Origin of the sequence: Streptomyces sp. NPDC048275 (genome assembly GCF_040652275.1) — a bacterium.
Classification (GTDB): domain Bacteria; phylum Actinomycetota; class Actinomycetes; order Streptomycetales; family Streptomycetaceae; genus Streptomyces.
The window spans coordinates 1-4,277 of record NZ_JBEZLR010000213.1 but is presented as its reverse complement, the minus strand read 5'-3'; the positions used below and the strand labels follow the sequence as shown (position 1 = coordinate 4,277).

The window sequence follows — 4,277 nt, the reverse complement described above, 5'->3', positions numbered from 1 at the left end:
AGTTCGGGTTGGTCGGTGATCAGGTCGTGCAGGCGTGCGGCCTGGTCGTGCAGGGCGGGCAGGCTCTTGGCGGACAGCACCCACGGCAGCGGACCCGCCGCAGCCTCGGGGGCCTCCGCCTCGGCAGGCTCCTCGACGTGCTCCTCCAGGACGACGTGCGAGTTGGTGCCGCTGATACCGAAGGAGGAGACGGCGGCCCGACGGGGCTGGCCCTCGGTGGACCAGGGGCGGGCCTCGGTGAGCAGGGACACCGCTCCCGACGACCAGTCCACGCGGGGCGTCGGCTCGTCCACGTGCAGGGTCTTGGGCAGCAGGCCGTGGCGCATCGCCATGACCATCTTGATGACGCCCGCGACACCGGCCGCGGCCTGCGTGTGCCCGATGTTCGACTTGACGCCGCCGAGGAAGACCGGCTTGTCGGACGGGCGGTCCTGGCCGTACGTCTCGAGGATCGCGCGCGCCTCGATCGGGTCGCCGAGCTGGGTGCCGGTGCCGTGCGCCTCGACGGCGTCGATCTGCTGCGGGCTCAACCGCGCATCCGACAGCGCCTGTTGGATGACACGCCGCTGGGAGGGACCGTTGGGAGCGGTCAGCCCGTTGCTCGCCCCGTCCTGGTTGACGGCGCTGCCCCGGACCACCGCGAGGACCTGGTGCCCGTTGCGCTCGGCGTCGGACAGCCGCTCCACCAGCAGCAGGCCCGCGCCCTCGGCGAAGTTCGTACCGTCGGCCGCCGCGGCGAACGCCTTGGTCCGGCCGTTCCTGGCAAGTCCGCGCTGCCGGCTGAACTCGATGAACGGCGCCGGGGTGGCCATCACGGTCACCCCGCCCGCCAGCGCCAGCTCGCACTCGCCCTTGCGCAGCGCCTGCACCGCGAGGTGCAGCGCCACCAGCGACGACGAGCACGCGGTGTCCAGCGTGACGGCCGGGCCCTCCAGACCGAAGATGTACGCCAACCGGCCCGAGGCGACGCTGCTGGTCGTACCGGTGAGCAGGAAACCCTCCAGGCCCTCGGCCTCGGAGTGGGAGTGCGGCACGTACTCCTGGTGGATCACGCCGGCGAAGACACCGCCCCGACGGCCGCGCACGGTCTGCGGGTCGATGCCCGCGTGCTCGAACGCCTCCCAGGCGAGCTCCAGCAGGATCCGCTGCTGCGGGTCCATGGCCAGGGCCTCACGGGGCGAGATCCCGAAGAAGGCCGGGTCGAAGCTGCCCGCCTCGTGCAGGAAGCCGCTCTCGGTGATGTAGCAGGTGCCCGGGTGGTCCGGGTCGGGGTGGTGCAGGGCGTCGAGGTCCCAGCCCCGGTTGGTGGGGAACGTGGTGATGGCATCGGCCCCGTCGGCTATCAGCCGCCACAGGGCGTCGGGGGTTTCGGCCCCGCCCGGGTAGCGGCAGCTCATGCCCACGATGGCGATGGGCTCGTGCGCGCGGTCCTCGGCGTCGGTCAGCCGTCGGTTCGCCTGACGCAGCTCGGCCGTCGCCCGCTTGAGATAGTCGCGAAGCTTCTGCTCGTTCGACATTGTTTTTCTGCTCCTAGAGGGAAAGTCAGGCCAAGCCGAGTTCGTCGTCGAGAACGTCGAACAGTTCGTCGTCCGTCGCCACCATGAGGTCGCCCTCGTCGGGGCCGTCGTTCCACTTGCGGGCCAGCGCCTGCAGCCTGGCGGCGATCTGCCCACTTCCGTCGGCGTGCGTCCCGGCCATGTCGAGGGCAGCCTCAAGGCGGTCGAGCTCGGCCAGCAGCGCGCTGTGCGCGTCGACCGGGGCGGGAGCGAGTTCTTCGCGCAGATGGTGAGCCAGCGCGGTGGGCGTCGGATAGTCGAAGACCAGAGTCGTCGAGAGCTTGCGGCCGGTGGCGGCACCGAGCCGGTGGCCCAGCTGCACCGCGCTGAGCGAGTCGAAGCCCAGCTCCCGGAAGGCCCGTTCGGCCTGGATCTGCTGCACGGAGCGGTGTCCGAGCACCGCGGCGGCCTGCGAACGCACCAGCTCCACCAGTACGGCGATCTGCTCGGCCTCGGTTTTGCCGGTCAGCTGCTCGTGCAGTGCCGAGGTGTCCACCGCGGCCGCCTCCTGGGCCCGGCGGCGCACCGGCCCGCGCACCAGAGAGCGCAGCAGCACCGGCAGGGCACCCAGCTCGGCCTGCGCCCGCAGCGCCGCCGGATTCACCCCCGCGGCGACGACCAGCCCAGGGCCTTCGCGCAGCACGGTGTCGAACAGCGACAGCCCCTGCTCGGTCTCCAGCGGAGTCAGACCGCCCCGCGCCATCCGGGCCAGGTCGGCTTCGCCGAGATGGCCGGTCATGGCGCTGGCCTGCGCCCACAGCCCCCAGGCGACAGAGGTGCCGGCCAGCCCGCGAGCGCGGCGCTGCTGTGCGAGCGCGTCCAGCAGGGCGTTGGCCGCGGCGTAGTTGCCCTGCCCGGGCGACCCCAGGACACCGGCGGTGGAGGAGAACAGCACGAAGGCGGCCAGATCGGCGTCACGCGTCAGCTCGTCCAGCAGCAGGGCGGCGTCCGCCTTGGGCCGCAGAACCTTCTCGAACTGCTCCAAGGTCAGCGCCCCGACGGTCGCGTCGTCCAGCACACCCGCCGCGTGCACGACCGCGGTCAGCGGATGCGCTGCCGGTACGGACGCCACGACCTTGCGCAGTGCGACACGGTCCGCGCTGTCGCAGGCGGCGAACGTCACCGACGCCCCCGCCGCTTCCAGCTCGCCCGCCAACTCCGCGGCGCCCGGGGCATCAGCCCCGCGCCGCCCGACCAGCAGCAGCCGCCGCACTCCGTGCCCGGCGACCAGACGCCGGGCCACAAGGCCGCCGAGCAGCCCGGTGCCGCCGGTGATCAGCACGGTGCCCTCGGGGTCCAGCGGGCGCGACACGGCAGCGTCCGGCGCGGACCGCGGCACCAGCCGCGGAACCCGTACGGCCCCCTCGCGCAGCGCCAGTTGGGGTTCGCCGAGGGTCAGCGCATGCGCGAGCGCAGACTCCGACGTTGCGCTCCCGTCATGGTCGATCAGGGTGAACAGTCCGGGAGTCTCGCTCTGCGCCGTCCGGATCAGGCCCCACACCGCGGCCTGGCCCGGCGCGGGCACGTCCTCCCCGGCGGCGGCGACCGCTCCCCGCGTGACCACCACGAGGCGCCCGTCCCCGGCTCCGTCCAGCCGGTCCCGCACCGCGTCCAGGACCGGATAGAGGGCCTCACGCGCCGAGGCGTCCGGCTCGACCCGTACGACGACCACGTCGGCGGGCGGTTCACCCGATCCGGCGGACTCGGCAGGCGGGGCGGGCACGGTGGTCCACTCCAGCTCGTACAGGGCCTGGGCCGCCGACCGGCCGGCACCGAGCGCGTCCGGGTCGACGCTCCTGAGCGTGACGGAGCCGACCGTGGCCACCGGCGCGCCCGTCGGGTCGGCGACGGCCAGCACGAAGGAGTCCGCCCCGGTCGCCGTCAGCCGCACCCGCAGCGCTCCGGCCCCGGCCGCCTGCACGCTCACCCCGTGCCAGACATACGGAAGCCGCGCCTGCGGCTCCTGGGCCGCGGCCTCGGCGACATGCCGTGCGGCGTCGAGCAGCGCCGGGTGGAGGGCGTACCCCTCGGTCTCGGTACCGTCCGGCAGGGTGACCTCGGCATACAGGTGGTCACCGTCCCGCCAGGCCTTCTGTACGCCCTGGAAAACAGGCCCGTACGTGAGCCCGGCGGCGCTCAGCCGGTCGTAGAGCCCGTCGACATCCAGGGGCTCGGCGCCCGGCGGCGGCCAGGCGACCAGCTCGGTGCCGTCGGTCGAGGCTTCGGACAGCACACCTCGGGCGTGCTGCGTCCAGGGCAGCTCGTCGCCCTGCCGTGAATGGACGCTGACAGCTCGCAGGCCCGCCTCGTCCCGCGCTCCCACGCGCACCTGGATCTGCGCCGGGGCCGTATCGGCGAAGACAAGCTGTGTGTCGACCGTCAGCTCTTCGAGGTGCCCCGAGCCGACCTGGTCGCCCGCCGCCAGGGCGAGCTCGACGAAGGCGGCGCCCGGCAGCACGACGGCTTCGCCCACCAGATGATCGGCCAGCCAGAACGGGTCGTCCGGCGCGAGCCGGCCGGTGAGCAGCAGACCACCGTCGGCAGCCACGGCCAGGGCGGAGTCGGCCAGGGCATGGCCGAGCGGGGAGAGCCCGAAACGGGAAGCGTCCCCGTACCGCTCGGGGGCGTCCAGCCAGTAGCGCTCTCGTTGGAAGGCGTAGGTGGGGAGGGGGAGCGTGTGGCCGTGGGTGGGCCAGGTGACGGGGTGTCCGTTGACGTGTG

The 4,277-nt window shown here is 73.3% G+C and carries 2 protein-coding genes; both read right to left on the bottom strand.

Annotated elements, in window-relative coordinates; translation table 11 throughout:
* On the bottom strand, window positions 1-1,517 hold a 1,517-nt coding region (locus AB0D57_RS47245), incomplete at its 3' end, for a beta-ketoacyl synthase N-terminal-like domain-containing protein (RefSeq protein ID WP_362088695.1).
* Window positions 1,518-1,542: 25 nt separating this feature from the next.
* On the bottom strand, window positions 1,543-4,277 hold a 2,735-nt coding region (locus tag AB0D57_RS47240; RefSeq protein ID WP_362088694.1), incomplete at its 5' end, for a type I polyketide synthase.